The 16,433-nt window shown below is 59.7% G+C and carries 20 protein-coding genes; 7 read left to right on the forward strand and 13 right to left on the reverse strand.

What is annotated here, in order from left to right:
* Positions 1 to 38 precede the first annotated feature (38 nt).
* The 4 genes from VGK14_RS11700 (at position 39) to VGK14_RS11715 (ending at position 3,108) form a co-directional block, all read left to right on the forward strand.
* Positions 39 to 629 carry a flavodoxin family protein gene (locus VGK14_RS11700; RefSeq protein ID WP_331509269.1) on the forward strand — a complete coding sequence of 197 codons (591 nt, stop codon included), beginning with the start codon at positions 39 to 41 and terminating at the stop codon, positions 627 to 629.
* 24 nt (positions 630 to 653) lie between these two features.
* A complete protein-coding gene (locus tag VGK14_RS11705; RefSeq protein WP_331509270.1) occupies positions 654 to 1,247 on the forward strand; it encodes a YceI family protein in 594 nt (197 codons plus the stop codon).
* A 158-nt stretch (positions 1,248 to 1,405) separates the two neighbouring features.
* Positions 1,406 to 2,494, forward strand: a complete 1,089-nt coding sequence (locus VGK14_RS11710; RefSeq protein WP_331509306.1) for an alkene reductase — start codon at positions 1,406 to 1,408, stop codon at positions 2,492 to 2,494.
* 14 nt (positions 2,495 to 2,508) lie between these two features.
* Positions 2,509 to 3,108 (forward strand): nitroreductase family protein, encoded by a 600-nt coding sequence (locus VGK14_RS11715; RefSeq protein WP_331509271.1) that lies wholly within the window; start codon positions 2,509 to 2,511, stop codon positions 3,106 to 3,108.
* 97 nt (positions 3,109 to 3,205) lie between these two features.
* Here VGK14_RS11715 and VGK14_RS11720 read toward each other — a convergent pair whose 3' ends face one another.
* Genes VGK14_RS11720 through VGK14_RS11730 form a run of 3 tightly spaced genes read right to left on the reverse strand, consistent with a single transcriptional unit; the run spans position 3,206 to position 6,458 of the window.
* Entirely contained in the window at positions 3,206 to 4,552 is a 1,347-nt protein-coding gene (locus VGK14_RS11720; RefSeq protein ID WP_331509272.1) for a response regulator, read from the reverse strand.
* The gene (locus VGK14_RS11725; protein ID WP_331509273.1) at positions 4,549 to 4,962 is read right to left on the reverse strand and encodes a response regulator; all 414 of its coding nucleotides are present in this window, start codon (positions 4,960 to 4,962) and stop codon (positions 4,549 to 4,551) included. Before VGK14_RS11725 ends, VGK14_RS11720 begins: the two co-directional genes overlap by 4 nt.
* Complete coding sequence (locus VGK14_RS11730; RefSeq protein ID WP_331509274.1) at positions 4,959 to 6,458, reverse strand: PAS domain S-box protein; 1,500 nt, start codon at positions 6,456 to 6,458, stop codon at positions 4,959 to 4,961. The genes VGK14_RS11725 and VGK14_RS11730 overlap by 4 nt, the downstream gene beginning before the upstream one ends.
* 168 nt (positions 6,459 to 6,626) lie before the next feature.
* On the opposite strand from VGK14_RS11730, the gene VGK14_RS11735 reads away from it, so the two are divergent.
* Entirely contained in the window at positions 6,627 to 6,995 is a 369-nt protein-coding gene (locus tag VGK14_RS11735; RefSeq protein ID WP_331509275.1) for a thioredoxin family protein, read from the forward strand.
* 12 nt (positions 6,996 to 7,007) lie between these two features.
* Here VGK14_RS11735 and VGK14_RS11740 read toward each other — a convergent pair whose 3' ends face one another.
* The 4 genes from VGK14_RS11740 to surE are packed head-to-tail and all read right to left on the reverse strand — an operon-like array spanning position 7,008 to position 9,794.
* Positions 7,008 to 7,355, reverse strand: a complete 348-nt coding sequence (locus VGK14_RS11740; RefSeq protein ID WP_331509276.1) for a hypothetical protein — start codon at positions 7,353 to 7,355, stop codon at positions 7,008 to 7,010.
* A 56-nt stretch (positions 7,356 to 7,411) separates the two neighbouring features.
* On the reverse strand, positions 7,412 to 8,407 hold the full coding sequence (locus VGK14_RS11745) for a peptidoglycan DD-metalloendopeptidase family protein (protein WP_331509277.1): 996 nt from the start codon (positions 8,405 to 8,407) through the stop codon (positions 7,412 to 7,414).
* Complete coding sequence (locus VGK14_RS11750) at positions 8,404 to 9,057, reverse strand: protein-L-isoaspartate(D-aspartate) O-methyltransferase (protein ID WP_331509278.1); 654 nt, start codon at positions 9,055 to 9,057, stop codon at positions 8,404 to 8,406. The genes VGK14_RS11745 and VGK14_RS11750 overlap by 4 nt, the downstream gene beginning before the upstream one ends.
* On the reverse strand, positions 9,054 to 9,794 hold the full coding sequence (gene surE, locus VGK14_RS11755) for a 5'/3'-nucleotidase SurE (RefSeq protein WP_331509279.1): 741 nt from the start codon (positions 9,792 to 9,794) through the stop codon (positions 9,054 to 9,056). The genes VGK14_RS11750 and surE overlap by 4 nt, the downstream gene beginning before the upstream one ends.
* A 73-nt stretch (positions 9,795 to 9,867) precedes the next feature.
* On the opposite strand from surE, the gene VGK14_RS11760 reads away from it, so the two are divergent.
* Positions 9,868 to 10,026: a hypothetical protein gene (locus VGK14_RS11760; RefSeq protein WP_331509280.1), complete on the forward strand. Its 159-nt coding sequence runs from the start codon at positions 9,868 to 9,870 to the stop codon at positions 10,024 to 10,026.
* 41 nt (positions 10,027 to 10,067) lie between these two features.
* Here the strand turns inward: VGK14_RS11760 and VGK14_RS11765 are convergent, their stop codons facing one another.
* The 6 genes from VGK14_RS11765 to purB all read right to left on the reverse strand — a co-directional run bounded on the left by VGK14_RS11765 (position 10,068) and on the right by purB (position 16,059).
* Positions 10,068 to 10,439, reverse strand: a complete 372-nt coding sequence (locus VGK14_RS11765) for a response regulator (protein ID WP_331509281.1) — start codon at positions 10,437 to 10,439, stop codon at positions 10,068 to 10,070.
* Positions 10,440 to 10,452: 13 nt separating this feature from the next.
* On the reverse strand, positions 10,453 to 12,783 hold the full coding sequence (locus tag VGK14_RS11770; protein ID WP_331509282.1) for a response regulator: 2,331 nt from the start codon (positions 12,781 to 12,783) through the stop codon (positions 10,453 to 10,455).
* Positions 12,784 to 13,068: 285 nt separating this feature from the next.
* The gene (locus VGK14_RS11775) at positions 13,069 to 13,404 is read right to left on the reverse strand and encodes a DUF2069 domain-containing protein (protein ID WP_331509283.1); all 336 of its coding nucleotides are present in this window, start codon (positions 13,402 to 13,404) and stop codon (positions 13,069 to 13,071) included.
* Positions 13,401 to 14,102, reverse strand: a complete 702-nt coding sequence (locus VGK14_RS11780) for a HugZ family protein (protein ID WP_331509284.1) — start codon at positions 14,100 to 14,102, stop codon at positions 13,401 to 13,403. Before VGK14_RS11780 ends, VGK14_RS11775 begins: the two co-directional genes overlap by 4 nt.
* A complete protein-coding gene (gene wrbA / locus VGK14_RS11785) occupies positions 14,099 to 14,689 on the reverse strand; it encodes an NAD(P)H:quinone oxidoreductase (RefSeq protein ID WP_331509285.1) in 591 nt (196 codons plus the stop codon). The genes VGK14_RS11780 and wrbA overlap by 4 nt, the downstream gene beginning before the upstream one ends.
* Complete coding sequence (gene purB, locus VGK14_RS11790; protein WP_331509286.1) at positions 14,689 to 16,059, reverse strand: adenylosuccinate lyase; 1,371 nt, start codon at positions 16,057 to 16,059, stop codon at positions 14,689 to 14,691. Before purB ends, wrbA begins: the two co-directional genes overlap by 1 nt.
* 100 nt (positions 16,060 to 16,159) lie before the next feature.
* Here purB and VGK14_RS11795 point away from each other — a divergent pair, with 100 nt between their 5' ends.
* A complete protein-coding gene (locus VGK14_RS11795; RefSeq protein ID WP_331509287.1) occupies positions 16,160 to 16,375 on the forward strand; it encodes a hypothetical protein in 216 nt (71 codons plus the stop codon).
* Positions 16,376 to 16,433: the final 58 nt, after the last annotated feature.

Raw genomic sequence — 16,433 nt, forward strand, 5'->3', positions numbered from 1 at the left:
ACATGGTATGAATTTTTTTAAATAACCAAGGAGTTTTCATGAGCAACATTGCAGTGGTATATCACAGCGGCTACGGCCACACCGCCGAGCAGGCCAAGGCTGTCGTGCGCGGTGCGCAGGGCATGGACGGCCATACCGCGACGCTGATCGCGGTCGATCCTTCGGGCCAGATCGAGCAGCAGCACTGGGCCGCGCTGGATGCGGCGGATGCGATCGTGTTCGGCAGCCCGACCTATATGGGCAGCGCGTCCGGGCCGTTCAAGATGTTCATGGACGCCAGTTCCAAGCCCTGGTTCACGCAGAACTGGAAGAACAAGATCGCCGCCGGCTTCACCAATTCCGCCAGCCAGAGCGGGGACAAGCTCAGCACCTTGACCCAGCTGGCGATTTTCGCGGCGCAGCACGGTATGATCTGGGTGGGGCTGGGCCTGATGCCGGGAAACAATAACAGTAAAGGTTCGGTCGAAGACATTAACCGCCTGGGCAGTTTCCTGGGGGCAATGGCGCAATCCAATGCCGACCAGGGGCCGGACGCCGGGCCGATTGCCAGCGACCTGAAAACTGCGGAGCAGCTGGGGCAGCGGGTGGCGGAAATCACGGCGCAATTTTTGCGGGGTAAAATCGATTAATTCGATTGCCCAAAAGGGGGCATCATGAAAAAAACTGCAAGTTTGTTTCTGCTGCTATGGGCCGGCATCGCTGCCGCCGATGTCGAAATCTACGGTATCGACAACTCCCACAGTTTTGCCAATTTCACGATACGCCACGTCGTGTCGCGCACTACCGGCACTTTCCCGGACGTCAAGGGCAAGATCACGATCGACCGTTCCGATTTGTCGAAATCCAGCGTGGAAGCCAGAATCAACGTGCTTTCGGTGAATACCAGCCATGCCAAGCGTGACGAGCATATCCGCGAAAAGCCGGATTATCTCGACGCCGGGAAGTTCGGCAAGATGACGTTCGTCAGCACCAAGGTAGAGGCCAGGGGCAAGGACGAAGGGGTGATTACCGGCAACTTGACGTTGCATGGCGTGACCAGGGAAATCAGCTTCCCGTTCAGGGTGCTGGGTTTTGGTCCCGACCCCTGGGGCGGCCAGCGCGCCGGTTTCGAAGGACATACTGCGATCAAGGCTGCGGATTACGGTTTCGGCTGGGCAGCCGAACCGAACGGGCCGGTGGGGAACGAGATCGAAATCGCGTTGTTCATAGAGGGCGTGAAGAACAGCCCCGATTTCAAACCCTGGTAAAAAGCTGTTAAACCTATACAAATAATTTAGTCACAGATAAACGCAGATAACCATGCTGACGATTATTTCGCCAGCCAAGAGGTTTGCCGCATTGAATCATCGGTGCCCATCTGCGTTTATCGGCGGTTAATCGTCGTTTTTGTAATTTCAAGGAGTTAATCATGACCGATTTATTCACCCCCCTTCGTCTGGGCCGGCTGGAAATGCCCAACCGCATCGTCATGGCGCCGCTGACCCGCAATCGGGCGGCGCAGCCGGGCAATGTGCCGCATGAATTGAATGCGGTGTATTACGCACAGCGCGCTTCGGCCGGGCTGATCATCAGCGAGGCCACGCAGATTTCGCCGACGGCGCAAGGCTATCCGGCTACACCCGGCATACATGACGGGGAGCAGGTCGCCGGCTGGAAACGGGTGACCGCAGCGGTGCATGCGAAGGGCGGGCGCATCTTCCTGCAACTGTGGCACGTCGGGCGTATTTCGCATCCTTCGCTGCTGCCCGATCATGTGTTGCCGGTGGCGCCGTCCGCAATCAAGCCGGACGGCATGGCGTTCACGCCGGAAGGCATGCAGCCTTTCGTTACGCCGCGGGCATTGGCGACGGATGAAATTTCCGGCCTCATCGAGGATTACCGCAATGCTGCGCAGCATGCGCTGGAAGCCGGCTTCGACGGCGTCGAAATCCATGCCGCGAACGGCTACCTGATCGACCAGTTCCTGCGCGACGGCAGCAACCAGCGCGCCGACCAGTACGGCGGCTCCATCCCCAACCGCACGCGTTTCCTGCTGGAAGTGGTGGCGACGGTATGCAAGGTATGGGGTGCCGATCGCGTGGGCGTGCGCATTTCGCCGATCAATCCGTTCAACGATATGCGCGATTCGCATCCGCAGGCACTGTTCAACCATGTCGCCGAATCGCTGAATCCTTTCGGGCTGGCCTATCTGCACGTGGTGGAAGTCGGTATCGGTTCTACCGAAGCGCTGCCGGCGTTCAATTTCGTCGAACTGCGGCGCGCTTTCCGCGGCCATTACATGGCTAACGGCGGCTATGGCAAGGCGAGTGCGAATGCGGCGCTTGCCGAAAACCGCGCCGATTGCATCGCGTTCGGCGTGCCGTATATTTCCAACCCGGATCTGGTGGAACGCTTGAGGCAGGGCGTGCCGCTCGCGCCTGCCGACCAGAATACCTTTTACGGCGGTGACGAGAAGGGATACATTGATTATCCTGCCCTGGAACAAGCTTCTTAAGCCATTGGATTTTTATGAAAAAACCGGCAATTACTTCCACGCCCATTCATGACCTGATCGCACAGCGCTGGAGCGGCCGCGCCTACGACCCGGCCAAGGCGGTCAGCCGCGAGCAGATCAGCGCCTTGCTCGAAGCCGCCCGCTGGGCGCCTTCCTGCTATGGCGACCAGCCGTGGCGGTTTATCGTTTGGGATAGAAATACCGATGCCGCGAGTTGGCAGCGGGCGTTCGATTGTCTTGCGCCCGGCAACCAGAGCTGGGTAAAAAATGCGCCGCTGCTAATGCTGACGGTGGCGGATAGCCTGTTCAACCACAATAGTCAGCCCAATCGCTGGGCGCAGTACGATACCGGCGCGGCGGCGGAAAATTTCTGCCTGCAGGCCGAGGCGCTGGGGTTGATGGCACACCAAATGGGCGGCTTCGATGCCGACAAGGCGCGCGCCACGTTCGGCGTACCGCTGCAATTCATGCCGATGGCGATGGTTGCCGTCGGCTACCCGGCCGATCCGGTTACGTTTACTCCGGAAGTGGCGGAGCGCGAAACCGCGCCGCGCAAGCGCAGGGAGCTAGGCGAATTGTTCTTCGAAGGGGCGTGGGCCAAGCCGGTCGTATGAGTTTTCTGCCGCGCAACTTACCATCAACTCAGTGACGGCTGGTATCGCAGCAACCAACGGCTGCCGCCATGCCGAGCGCCTGTTTATTGCGGGCAAGTCAGCTTGCGTGCTCGCGCACGTCGGCATGCAGCAGCACCAGCAGGCTTGCTCCTTGCCCGTCGGTATTGATGACAGGTGCGGCCCAGCCTGACACGGTGACCGGCGGATGGTCTTTCGGCCGCAACGCTGCCGCCGTTATCTGCACCTGCTCATGCTTTGCGCCCAAGCCGCGCTTAAGGAGGTCTTCGACGGGCAGTCCGTCGAGACTGAGCACTTCCGCCAGTGGGTGTTGCAACGCCTGGTCGGCGTCGATGTTGAGCAGGCGCGCGGCTGCGGGGTTGAGAAAAGTGACATTGCCGGCGGCATCTGCGTCGATGATCGCTTCTTCCGCCAGCGAGTGCAGCAGCAGGCTGCGCTCTCCCGCGAGCCTTGCCTGACGCAGGGCGGTTTCGCGCACCTCGAGCATTTCGCATAGCCGGGAGCTGCTGGCTTCGAGGGTGGCGATGCGGCGCTCCAGGGTTGCCGTGCGGTGTTCCACCTGCTGTTCCAGCTGGTAACGATGCTTGGCCAGCTCGTCCTCCATCAATTTCTTTTCCGTGATATCGAGCATGATCCCCTGCAAACACAGCATCTTGCCCTGCATGTCGCGCACCACGCTGGCCTCATCGTGGAACCAGCGTATCTCTCCGGTGCGGGTATGGATCCTGTAATCGCAGCAGAACGGCTCGTCGGTGTTGCGGCTGTGCAGGTAAGCCTGCATTGCCCTGTCGCGATCCTCGGGATGCACCTGTTGCAGCCAGCGGTCGTTCTGGGCTATCCACTCTTCCGGCGTGAAGCCCAGGCAGCTGATCTGGGGGCTGATGAAGATGGTTTCTCCACTGAGGTCCAGATTGGCGACATAGGAGATGGCCGGAATGCGCTCGACCAGCGTGCGGTATTGCGCTTCGGCATGGTTGCGCTCCTCCAGCACCCGCTGCTCGCTCAGTACCCGCTCGATCACCGCCGGTAGCAGTTCGAGATAGCTTCCTTCGGTATCCTTGATCAGATAGTCGCGCGCACCGCGCTTCATCGCCTCGACCGCGATGGCGACATTGTCGGAGCCGGTCAGCTTGAGCACCGGTACCTGAACCTTGCCCATCTCGTCGGCGATTTCGCCCAGGAACTCGAGGCCGGTCATGTCGGGCAGATGATAGTCCAGCAGGATGCAATCGAACTCGTGCTCATGGGCCAGCTGCAGCCCCTGCCGACCGGTATCGGCTTCAAAGAGATCGAACTCGTAACCGGGGTGCTGTTGCAGGGCGCGGCGGCAGGCGATGCGGTCGACCGCGTCGTCTTCTACCAGCAGGATGCGGACATGCTGTTTGGAGGAAACCGTTCCGCCCGAGGAAGAGATCGTCAGAGTCATGTCGGCATCTCGCTGAGAGTCCAGTAAGTATTGATCGAGCGCATCACTTCGACAAATTGCTGGTAGTCGACCGGCTTGGTCATATAGCCGGCCACGCCGAGATTAAAGCTTTCCACCTTGTCCTGCTGTTCTTCGGAAGTGGTGAGCACCACCACCGGAATCATCTTGATCCCGTCGTCATGCTTGGCTATCTGGAGAAATTCGATGCCGCCCATTTTCGGCATGTTGAGGTCGAGCAGGATGATGCAGGGCTTCTCGTCCGGCCCGCGCAGATGCTCGACAGCGGCCTCGCCGTTTTCCACATGGGTCACCGGGTTGGTTACATGCAATTCCTTGAGCGCGCGCTTGACCGTCATCGCGTCGACCTGGTCGTCCTCGACCAGCAGAATCGGCTTGTTCTTGATTCTCATATGGTTTTCTCGCATCCATCGTTATTGCCCGGCTTGGGCAGGGTAAAGAAAAAAGTGCTGCCGGCATCGACGGTCGATTCCAGCCAGATCTTGCCGCCATGCATTTCGACGATCTTTTTGACGACGGTCAGCCCGACCCCGGTGCTTTCGACGCGGTCGCGCGGCGCGAGCGTCTGAAACAACTGAAAAATGCGCTCGAAGTGGCGCTGCTCAATGCCGGGCCCGTTGTCGCGGACATAGAATTTCCAGTGCTTGCCCTCGTCGATGCAACCGATCCGTACCTCGCCTTGCGGCTTGTCGATGTATTTGACGGCATTCGAAATCAGGTTCTGGAATACCTGTTGGATGCGGGTGCGCTCGGCGTGTACCCTGGGCAGCGGGGTCTCGATTTCGATCCGGATATGGAGCGGGGGTGCCAGGGAGTCGATCGTTTCGTGCACCAGCATATCCAGGTCGACATCGACACGGCCTTCGTGCAGGCGCCCGATGCGCGAATACTGCAGGATGCCGTCGATCAGCGCATCCATGCGTCGCGCGCGGCCGATCAACAGCCGCAGGTGTTCCCTGCCTTCGTCGTCGAACTTGTCGGCATTGTCGGTGGAGATCCATTCCGCCAGCGAACCGATCGCGCGCAACGGCGCTTTGAGGTCGTGCGAGACCACATAGGCGAAGTTTTTCAGCTCTTCATTGACGGTTTTCAGCTCTTGCAGCAGCACGGCCTGACGCTCTTCAGCCTGTTTGCGCCGGGTGATGTCGCGGCCGATGCCGTCGATGCGCAGGGGATTTCCCTCGGCATCGCGCACCAGGATGGCATGATCGGAAATCCAGCGTATTGCGCCGTCGGGGCGGACGATGCGGTATTCGAGGTCAAGCTGGCCCTCCGCCAGCAGGATGGCGAGGGAATTTTGCGCCAGCGCCCGGTCTTCGGGATGGATGGATTGCAGCCAGAGTCCGGGGTTGTTCTGCGCCTCGCTGTGAGAATGCCCGAATATCCGCTCCCAGGCCGGATTGACGAACAGGACGCGGTCGCCGGATGGAGAAATCGACCATACCACATCGTTGAGGGCACTGATGACCTGCTCGAGGTGGGCTTCGCGAGAGCGCAGGTCTTCGATAGCATTATTGCGCAACGCCATGTCGCGTATGATCGCCATCGTCATCGCGCCGGCCGCGGTTTCGACAGGGCTGAGAGCGATGTCGACGACGATTTCACTGCCGTCCTTGCGCTGGCCGTACAGCGAAAACCCGCTGCCCATCGGGCGCCGCTGCGGCTGGTCGCTGTATTTCTGCCGACGCTCGACATGCCCCTGCCGGAAGCGCTGCGGCAGCAGGCATTCGATGGGTTGGCCGCGCAATTCGTCGTGCGCATAGCCGAACAGTTCGGCCGCAAGGCCGTTCATGTGGAAAATCCGTCCCGCGGCGTCGACGATGACGGTAGCGTCGGGCATCGCTTCCAGCAGCCGGTAACACCCTTCATCCAGCACATGAGCATTCATGTTGCGATTTCTCCCCAATGCGCGGCTGACATACTGCGCATATGTTCAGGCTCAACATTATACAAGTCCATTGCAATAATCCACTGCTGAAACAGCCTTAAGCCCGGGCGACGTTTTTGCAATTCCTTCTGCTAAAATGTCCGTCCTTCCAACGTAAAGGATAACCTTATGCCGGTCGTCGAACTCAGCAAAGCCAACTTCAAGGAAACCATCGAGAACAATGACTTTGTGATCGTCGATTTCTGGGCGCCGTGGTGTACTCCGTGCATCACCTTTACCGATGTGTTCAAGCAGGCGGCGGAAGATAATCCGGATATCGTGTTCGGCATGGTCAACACTGAGGTCGATAACGAGATCGCGGAATATTTCAGCGTCGAAAAGATTCCCGGAGTCCTGGTCGTGCGCGAACAGGCGGGAATCCATGCGCAGGTGGGAGAGTTGGGAGCGCCGGCGCTGGCCGAAATCATCAAATGGGCGCGCGCCTATGACATGGGCACAGTGCGGCAGTATTACGCCGACCAAGCCAAGGCGGGCTGAAACAGGGTTGGGCTACAGGCTTCCTTCGGTGATCAGGCGGAAGATGAAAAATCCTCCGACGATCATCATCAGGTATAGCATGGCGTCGGCGATCTGGCTTTGTCTTTTTTCGTCACCGCTGTGCATCCAGCCTTTCAGCAGATAACCGGCAATCAGCAGGAGTACCGCGCCTATCGCGGTGTGGACGATCTCGGTCCGCATCAGACTGCCGAGCCACTGCTTGAGCCATCCCTTGTCTTCGAATAAATGCACCGACAGGCCGACCAGGCCGACCAGCACGAGCCCGACTTGCAGGAAAGAGAATATCGTGGAAAGCAGGGTTTCCGGTTTATGCGTGTGCTGATTGCGATACTTGAGCATCGGAGCCTATTCCCTACTGAAAGACTCTGCCAAAATAAAGGCAGCGTACGCAGCCGTCAAGGTTTTTCTGGCAGGTATTTGGCAGGGTCGGTCGGCTTGCCGAGCTTGCGGATTTCGAAATGCAGTTTCACACGGTCGGAATCGGTGCTGCCCATTTCCGCGATTTTTTGTCCCTTGGCTACTTCCTGGCCTTCTTTCACCAATATCTGGCTGTTGTGTGCGTAGGCGGAAAGATAGGTCTTGTTGTGTTTGATGATCACCAGTTTGCCATAGCCGCGCAGCCCGGCGCCGCTGTAAACCACCTTTCCGGCCCCCGCAGCAAGCACCGGCTGGCCTTGGGTGCCCGCGATATCAACGCCTTTGGCTCCTCCGGTTTCATTGAAACCGGACAATATTTTGCCCTGCGCCGGCCATGCCCAATCCAGCGCTTCATCGTCGCCGGCAGCTGCGGGCTTTTCCGGAGAAGGTTCGCTTTTTGCCGTTTCGGTTGGCTTGGAGGCTTCAGGCCTGGGGGCTTCGACTTTGGCCGGGGTTTCGGCCGGCTTGGGGGGCGGAGCATTCAGCGCCTGTTCGGAATAAGGCTCCTTGATCGCCTTCGGCTCGGTCTTCAGCGGCGGCCCGCCGATCGCTTTGGGTGCGGCGGCCGGCTCCGATTTCATCGGTGTGGCGATGGCGGGGCCGGTTGGCGCGGCTTCTGCCGGAACGCCGTTAGCCGCCTTCAGCTTCAGCGACTGGCCGATGTGGATGACGTAGGGTGGGCTGATATTGTTCCACTGGGCGATTTCCTTGTAGTCGAAGCCGAATTCCAGCCCGATGCCATACAGCGTATCGCCTTTCTTTACGAGGTAGTTTTCCGGCCGCCAGTCTTTGTCGGTGGCTGTGGCACTCATTCCCGGTATGACTGTCGCCGGCGCTTTGTGGGCCGGCTCAGGCTTGGCCGGCGCAGCTTTCTTGCCGCTTTGCGGCAGGCGCTCGATAACGGGCGCCTGCTGGGTTGGGGCGGTACTGCAGCCGGCGAGCAGCAGAATGATGAGCCAGATGAAAAATTTCATACCGCCCCGCTTAGCAGCGGTACGAACTTGACAGCTTCCAGCCCGGTTTTGCGGTATTCCCCGGGCAGGCGCTCGACCAGTGTCAGCATCTGTTCCGCGGAACCCACCGGAATCACCATGCGGCCGCCCACGGCCAATTGGCGCAACAGCTCTTCCGGCAGGTGCGTCGCGCCTGCAGTGACGATGATGCCGTCGAACGGCGCGATTTCCGGCAATCCGTCATTACCGTCGCCGTGCTTGACCTTGACGTTGCGCAGCTTGAGTTCGCGGAAATGATTCTTGGCCTTGGTCAGCAGCGGGGCGATGCGTTCGATCGAGAATACTTCGGATGCCACTTTCGACAGCACGCTGGTCTGGTAGCCGCAGCCGGTGCCGATTTCCAGTACGCGGCCGAGGTTCTTGCCGCCGCGCAGCAGCTCCGTCATGCGCGCGACGACGTAGGGCTGGGAAATGGTCTGGTTGAGGCCGATCGGTAATGCAACATCCTCGTAAGCGCGCGAAGCCAGCGCCTCTTCGACGAAAATATGGCGTGGTACCGCCAGCATTGCGGCCAGTACCACTTCATCCTTGATGCCCTGTTCGCGCAGGCGCGCAATCATGCGCTCGCGCGTGCGCTGCGAGGTCATGCCGATACCGGCCAGCGCACTCATGCCAGCCAGCCTTTCAGCATCTCCAGCTGCTGGTATTGGGTGAGGTCTATCTGCAACGGCGTGACGGATACGAAGCCGTGCTTGACGGCATGGAAATCGGTGCCCTCGCCGGCGTCCTGTGCGGCACCGGCGGCGCCCACCCAATATACGGTTTCACCGCGCGGGGTGGCAGCCTTGATTACCGGTTCCGCCTTGTGGCGCTTGCCCAGGCGCGTGATGCGCGTGCCGTTCAACTGATCGTGTGGGACATCCGGCACATTGACGTTCAGCAGCGCCGCCGCAGGCAATGGATTTTGCAGGTGATGCCGCACCAGGTCGACGACGATTTTCGCAGCACTGTCGAAATGCGTGGCCGCGTGCTGCGACATCGAAATTGCCAGTGAAGGAATCCCCAGCAGGAAGCCTTCCATCGCGGCAGCGACGGTGCCGGAATAAATGGTGTCGTCGCCCATGTTGGCGCCGTCATTGATGCCGGAGATGATCATGTCCGGCAGGAAATCGAGCAGGCCGGTGATCGCCAGGTGCACGCAATCGGTCGGCGTGCCGTTGACGAAATAAAAACCGTTGTGCGCTTGCCGTACCGTGAGCGGCCGATCCAGCGTCAAGGAGTTGCTGGCGCCGCTGCGGTTGCGTTCCGGCGCGACGACTGTGATGTCTGCGAGCGGGATGAGTGCTTCGGCCAAAGCGGCCAGACCGGGGGCAAAATAACCGTCGTCGTTGGAGAGCAGAATGCGCATAAGTGGATTATAACTTACACGCCCTGGCTTCAGGGTGGTGCCTGCATATGTCCGGGGGGATATTGTTCCGTTATTGGCGGGAAGCCGAGATCTCGGCCATCAGCCGGCGGTATTCCCGCAGCATCAGAAGCAGCGCTGGCTCGGAGCGTCCACCGGCTTGGCGAGAGCTCGTCCGCGCGGCCTGCAACGCATCCCGCCGTTCGCTTTCGTAATGCCGGAAAGCGGTGCGTAGCGTGCCCGGCAGCCTGTCGTCCTCCCACGACGCCGCATGTTTTATGTGGTTTCCGCCAGCGCGGCCGTGACTGTTTCCAGGAAATCTTGGTAGCGGAAGGGCTTGGGGATGTAACCGTCGCAGCCGGCGGCGCGCATCTTGTCCTGGTCGTCCTTCATCGCGAACGCCGTCAGTGCGAAAATCTTGATGTCTCGTGTAGCCGTGCTTTGTTTAAGGATGCGCGTGGCGGCCAGGCCATCCATGCCAGGCAATTGGATGTTCATCAGCACCAGTTCGGGACGGTAGGCCATGGCGAGGTTGATGCCGGTTTGCGCATCGGCCGCACGCAGCACCTCGTGACCGGCGTTTTCCAGTACCAGCACCGCAAGCTTCATGTTTTGCGGGTTGTCTTCCACGATCAGGATTTTTGCCATGGGTCGCTCCTGCTTATGCTGCGGTTAGTTGCTCCCGTTTCCGGCCGAGAACACGATGCACCTCGCCGATGAAATTCTTGTGATCGAATTCCGATTTTTCCATCACCTGCAGCGTGCCGCCGTTCAGCAATCCGCGGTCTGCATCGCTGAGTTGCTTGGCAGTAAGCACCAGGATGGGAATGGCGGCAGTCTTGGGGTCGCCTTTCATCCGTTCCACCACTTCAAAGCCATCGACGGCCGGCATCATCAGATCCAGCACCAGCAGATCCGGCATGTGCGTCAGTGCCATTTGCAGGCATTCCTCGCCGCCATAAGCACGCAGCACGGCATTGCCGGAATCTTCCAGATGAACGGCGATGATTTCCACGGCTTTGGGGTCGTCATCCACCACCAACACCAACGGCGCTTTATTGTTGGCCGGGGGCTGCGCCTGGGCGGCAGGAGCCGCAGCGGCATCTGCGACGGGCGCCGTGCGGCAAGGCAGCCATATCGTGAACGTACTGCCCAGGCCCGGCAGGCTCGACACCGCGACGGCGCCATCGTGCAGCTCGGCCAGTTTCCTGACCATCACCAGCCCGAGTCCGGTGCCTTCAAAGTGGCGAGACAGCGAACTGTCGATTGGTATGAATGGTTCAAACAGGCGGGGCATGTCTGCGGCAGCGATGCCGACACCCGTATCGGCTACCGATATTTCTAGAAGTTTCCCGGGTGTGTCCGGCAATGGCATGCGCAGTTCGGGCCAACCTTCCACCGGCCGCAGCGCTTCTTCGCGGCTGACGATGCGGGCACGCAATGTGACCGAGCCATCTTGGGGCGTGAATTTGACGGCATTGGACAGCAGGTTGTAAACCATCCGTTTCAGCTTGCGCTGGTCGAGCCAGATTTCGACGACACTGTCAGGCACATCCAGGCATAGCGCGATACGCTGCGCCGATGCCATTTTTCTGGCTGCGGACAGGCTGCTGCGCAGCAGCGGGACAATATTGATCGTTTCGCCTTCCAGCACCATCCGGCAGGACTCGATTCTGGAAAGGTCCAGTACGTCGTTGACGACCGTCAGCAGGTGCTGGCTGCTGTCGAATATATCGGTCATGTATTCGTGCTGGCGCGCACTCAGCGGCCCGGCGATTTCGTCGCGCAGCACCTCGGAAAATCCGACGATGGCGTTGAGCGGCGTACGCAGTTCGTGCGACATGTTGGCGAGAAATTCCGATTTCATGCGGCGAACTTCTTCTAGCTGGGCATTCTTGCCGCCGATTTCCTCGCTGCGCAGATGCAGTTGTTCAGCCAGCAGTTGCAGGCCGCTGTATTGCTGCAGGTTATGCAGCGCCATACCGAGCTGTCCGGCGAGCCGTTCTATGAACGCTAAATCGCGCTCGCCCGGTGCCACGCCGGCGGCCAATAGCAGTACCGCCAGACGCCTGCCCTGGCGGCAGACGGGGCTGACGATGACCGCGACAGGCCGCACGGCGATGTCCGCAGCCGGAAAGAAATCTGCATCGCATCCCGAGATTACCCGGCAGCGGTCTTCATCGACCGCTGCTCCCAACGCGCCTTCACCTGGCCAGAATCCTTCGCTCAGGCCGTCAGGCGAAGGATGGCTCGCTTCCAGCCGATAACTTCCGCTCCATTCGTCATAGCTATAAACGGCCGAGGCCGGCAGGGGGTGATTCGCTGCCAGTATCGCGAGCATGCCTTGCAGGATGCGCGTGCGGTCGGAGGTGGAGTTGAACAGTCGCAGCACTTCGCCGTGGGTCTGGTCGTATCGGGCGGCTTCGATCAATTCCTGCTGCCGCACTTTGAGTTCAGCTTTCATGCGGATCGCTTCTTCATAGGTCGAAATCAGCAGGTCGAGAATTTGCTGCCGTTCAGCGGTGATGAAGTGCTTTTGCCCGGCAAGATGGAGCTCCGTCCCCATTTGCATCTTCCGATCCTTGCGAATGGCGTGGTTTATCAGCAAATAGTCGATGCGCGATAGCAGCTGTTTTTCGTCGTACGGTTTGCGGAGAAAATTGTCGGCGCCGCATTCCAGGCCTTTCGGCACATCGCGCATATCGGAAAGCGAAGTCACCAGGATAACGGGAAGATGTTTCAGTTGCGGGTCGGATTTGATCGCGCGGCATAGCTCATAGCCATCCATTTCCGGCATCGCGATGTCGATGATGACCAGCTGCGGACCAGACTTGGCCAGTTTCACCAGCGCCTGCCTGCCATTGCCGGCAAGGGTTACACCGAAATGGTTCTGCTCGAGCAGGTGTTTGAGCTGTTCCGCCTGGTGCGCGCTATCTTCGACGATGAGGATTTGCGCTTCATGGCGGGCCTGCGGCTTCCGTTTTTCGGGCATTTCGCCCTCCTTGCGATGATGCGGTCACATCCGTGAGTGCCAGGCTGGTCAGTCTGGCCCCAGTACAAGGTTCGACGCCCATTTTTGATGGGCAGGTAAATGTTTGACTGTCGATAAGCTGGCTCTATCCATTTGCGGTTCGCCTTGTTTGAAATTGTTATCAAATGAACTGCAAAGCAACTTCAGGATACTTTAAATTTTCACTCAGTGTCAATATTTTCCTTATAAAACAAAGGTATATGCGAAATGGGTATAATACTGCACATGTCATTGAAATAAATAAGGTTATTTGGAGGTTTGCCGCGCGAAAAAGATAGTGCTGAAGAAGAAAGCGAGCGTCAGCACGGTTTCGGCCAAGGCCAGAGCCGCCGACAGCCCGTGATCGGCGTAGGCGCGCACCGCGCCTTCGGTGAAATACAGCAGGATGAACATGCAGGACCATTGGTAGGTATAGCGCCGCCCAAGCAGGATGCCGCGCAGCGGCAACAATAGCGGAACCGCTTTGAGGATCAGCAGCGAACCACCGGGCCGCAGCGGAGCCAGCCAGCCTTCCCACAGCAGGCAGAGCAGGATGAGCGCGATGAGGCTGGCGGAAGCCGCGAATTGCAGGCGTCGCTTCAACTGCGCGCCGTCTTGCTGGACGCCACCAGGGCCGTACGCGCGGACTGCGCATCGGTCACCGGCTGTTCGAAGGCAAAGCGCAGGGTAAGGCCGTCGGCAAGCACGTCGAAGCCGTCGGTATCGATGCCGAGCATGCGTGCCTGCTGCGGCTCTATCTGGTGCCAGTGGCGGCAATAGGCGCGCAGGCTGTCGGCGTGATCGGCGTTCATGTGCTCGATGATTGTGCTTTCCTGTTGCGCCAGCTTATTGGCCGGCGGGCGTAGCTGGGTGCCGTCTATCCAGTGGATTTTGCCGAAGCCGCCGATGTAGCGCGCCTGCCGCACCAGGATGCGGTAAAACAGAAAGTCGTGCGTGTCGAAATAGCGCTGTGCCTGCGGAAAATAGCGCAGATAGCGATCGTGCGAGGCACTGTCGCTCTTGGGTACGGCTTCGGCGTCGCCGATCAGCGTCAATCTCCCGGAGGCTTGCAGGTCGGCGGCGTTCGGCTCGAATGCAATCAGTGAAACGCGCGGATCGGTCTGGATGTTCTTGGTGTGTTCGGCGATGGTACTGATCAGGATCAGCGGATTGCCGTCGTGGTCGAGCACGAACGGCGCAATCGAGCCGAAAGGATATCCTTCAAACCGCGCGGAATGCGTGGACAGCACCGCGCTGCGGGTGGAATGCAGGAATCTGCGGGCCTCGACGGCTGCGCTCATGACAGTTTCAGCGCCGTTTCCGCCAGCCGCTTGCCCAGTGCGATGCAGAGTTTTTTCTCGGCCTCGCTGATCGGCTGGTCGCCCGCCGCGCCTGCAACGTGGCTGGCGCCGTATGGCGTGCCGCCGGTGCTGGTGCTGGCGAGTTCGGGTTCGGAATAAGGCAGGCCGACGATCAGCATGCCGTGGTGCAGCAGCGGCAGCATCATCGACAGCAGCGTGGTTTCCTGACCGCCGTGCATCGAGCCAGTGGAAGTGAACACGGCAGCGGGTTTGCCGACCAGCGCGCCTTTCAGCCACAGGCTGGTGGTGCCGTCGAGAAAGTATTTCAACGGCGCCGCCATGTTGCCGAAGCGCGTCGGACTGCCCAGCGCCAGCCCGGCGCAATCTTCCATATCCTTCAGTTCGGCATAGGGCGCGCCACTGGCGGGGATATCCGGCCCCGTCGCCTCGCACACCGCCGAAACCTTGGGCACGGTGCGCAGCCGCGCCGTGGCGCCATCCACCATCTCCACCCCGCGCGCCACCAGCTGCGCCATTTCGCGCACGGCGCCGTTTTGCGAGTAGTAGAGGACGAGGATGTCGGCCATCAGATTTTCTGTGCCAGCTCCGCAGCTTTGCCGGTGTAGCTCGCGGGCGTCATCGCCAGCAGCCTGTCCCTGGCTTCCTGCGGAATCAAGAGGCCGCGGATGAAGTCGTGCAGGCTTTCCTTGGTAATGCCGCCCTTGCCGCGGGTGAGCGCCTTGAGCTGTTCGTAGGGATTTTCCACCCCAAAGCGCCGCATCACGGTCTGGATCGGTTCCGCCAGCACTTCCCATGAACCGTCGAGGTCTTCGGCCAACCTGGCGCGGTTGGCTTCCAGCTTGCCCAGGCCCTTGAGGCAGGAGTCGTAGCCCAGCAGCGTGTAGCCGAAGGCCACGCCCATGTTGCGCAGCACCGTGGAGTCGGTTAAATCGCGCTGCCAGCGCGAAATCGGCAGTTTTTCGGCGAGGTGGCGCAGCAGTGCGTTGGCCAGGCCCAGATTGCCTTCGGAGTTTTCAAAGTCGATCGGGTTGACCTTGTGCGGCATCGTCGAGGAGCCGACTTCGCCTTCCTTCACCTTCTGCTTGAAGTAGCCTATCGAAATATAACCCCACACGTCGCGGTCCAGATCGATAAGTATGGTATTGATGCGGGCTGCCGCGTCATACAGCTCGGCCATGTAGTCGTGCGGCTCGATCTGGATGGTGTAAGGGTTGTAGGTGAGGCCCAGCTTCTCGACGAATGTTCTGCCGAAGTTTTCCCAATCGAAGTCGGGGTAAGCCGACAGGTGCGCGTTGAAATTACCCACCGCGCCGTTGATCTTGCCCAGGATTTCCACCTGTGCCAGTTGCCGGCGCTGGCGGCGCAAACGGTACACCACGTTGGCCAGTTCCTTGCCCAGCGTGGTGGGCGATGCCGGCTGGCCGTGGGTATGCGCCAGCATTGCCGCATCGGCCAGTTGGTGCGCCAGCTCCTGTAGGCGGGCGATAACATTGTCCAGCGCCGGCAGCAGCACGTTGTCGCGCGCGGTCTTCAGCATCAAGGCATGCGACAGGTTGTTGATGTCTTCCGAGGTGCAGGCAAAGTGGATGAACTCGCTGGCACGGCGGATTTCCGGATTGCCCTCGAACTTGTGCTTGAGCCAGTATTCCAGCGCCTTGACGTCGTGGTTGGTGCTGGACTCGATCACCTTGACCTCGGAGGCTTCCCACTCCGCGAAGCCGGCAATGGCTTCGTCCAGTTCCTTTAGCGTGGCATCGCTGAACGGCACGATCTCGGCTATGGCCGGCTCGGCTGCCAGCGCTTTCAGCCATTCCACCTCCACCAGCGCGCGGTGGCGGATCAGCGCATATTCGCTGAAGCAGGGGCGCAGCGCGTCCAGCTTGGACTGGTAGCGGCCGTCGAGCGGGGAGAGGGCATTGAGTGCGGTGAGTTCCATGATGCAGAAGGCTTGATTGAAGTCGAGCCCATAATTTTACGCTACATCCGGAATCTTCCAAAATGGCTTCGCACATCACGGGTTTGCGCGTCCGGGATTTATGCAAACTGTCATCCTTATGTCACAGATGGAACTTATGGTGCGGTCTTTGCTTTTGAAGCAAGGGGAAGCCAAAAGCATTTCCCGGGGGCCAAGCCCACAAGGCGAGGCGATGTCAAGGCCTGACAACAGGCTGGATGGCTGTAGAAAGGAGTACGCCATGGATGATGCCGATTATGATTGGGATAATCTGCGCAAGCATCGCGATTTTTGCTGATCGGGTTTGCATAAAACGAACCGAAAAAGCACCGAGAGGTGCTTTTTTGTATCTGATT

The sequence above is a fragment of the Novimethylophilus sp. genome (assembly GCF_036504375.1).
GTDB lineage: Bacteria > Pseudomonadota > Gammaproteobacteria > Burkholderiales > Methylophilaceae > Novimethylophilus.